Origin of the sequence: Aeromonas bivalvium, from assembly GCF_046078285.1 — a bacterium.
In the GTDB taxonomy this organism is placed as follows: Bacteria; Pseudomonadota; Gammaproteobacteria; order Enterobacterales; family Aeromonadaceae; genus Aeromonas; species Aeromonas bivalvium.
In genome coordinates this window covers 1-945 of record NZ_JBGXBV010000020.1, presented here as the reverse complement: position 1 = coordinate 945, position 945 = coordinate 1, and the positions used below count along the sequence as shown (strand labels likewise).

At 63.0% G+C, this 945-nt stretch carries 1 protein-coding gene; it reads left to right on the top strand.

What is annotated here, in order from left to right; translation table 11 throughout:
- A partial coding sequence (locus ACEUCR_RS19995) for a hypothetical protein (RefSeq protein WP_408792018.1) occupies positions 1-945 on the top strand: 945 nt, incomplete at both ends.

Sequence of the window (945 nt, the reverse complement as noted above, 5' to 3'; positions counted from 1 at the left end):
TTCCGGGCAACCAGATCCTCAAGGGTTATGTGGACGTGAACGGGGTGCGGGTCGAGGTGCTGCAGGTGGAGATCAGCGGCAAGCTCGACAACGCCGCCAGCAACGCGTTCGACTACAAGGTGACCCTCTATCAGGGGGTGCACCAGAGCGGCGGTGACGGCAAGACGAGTCTGCCCCTCAAGCTCGATATCATCGACAGCGACAAGGGGGGTGGCAGCAACGACAGCACCACGGGCACCCTGGACATCACCATCAGCGAGGGCGTCAGGCCGATCGTCAACGGGGTGACCATCGACAGCGTGACCCTGAGCGAGGGGCGCTTCGATGGCGCCGCCAGTGGCGCGACCGCCGACGATCAGCTCATCACGGGCAAGGTGACGGTGCAGGCTTACTCGGACCCCATCGTCGATGTGCGCCTGGTCCTCTCCGGTCAGGTCATGGACATCAATGGCAATCCCGTCACCCATAACGGCGAGCCCCTCATCTGGCAGGAGGTGCCTGGCAGCAATGGTCACGGCTTCCAGGCGGTCACCGCCAGCGGCACCCTGGTGCTGAGCGTGACCCTGCCCAATGTGCCCGGTAGCATCGCGGCGCACTCCAAGGTGGATTTCGATTATCAGGTGGTGACCCGCACCAACCTGGATCACGGTGCGAACGACAGGCTGGATATCAGTGTCGGCATGCAGGTGACCGACAGCGATGGCACCGTCAGCAAAGGCGACACCGTCATTCATGTGACCGATGCCGCCGATCCTAACCTCGGCATCGACAGTGGCATCAGCCTGCAGGAAGGGGCCTCTGGCCAGACCCTGGATGGTCAGTTGCCGGTCAATGTGGGCAGCGATCGCCTGGTGTCGCTCAACTTCGAGGCAAGCCAGCCCGCCCTGGATAATCTCACCAGCGGCGGCAAGCCGACCAGCTATCAGGTCAACGGCAATGTCATCA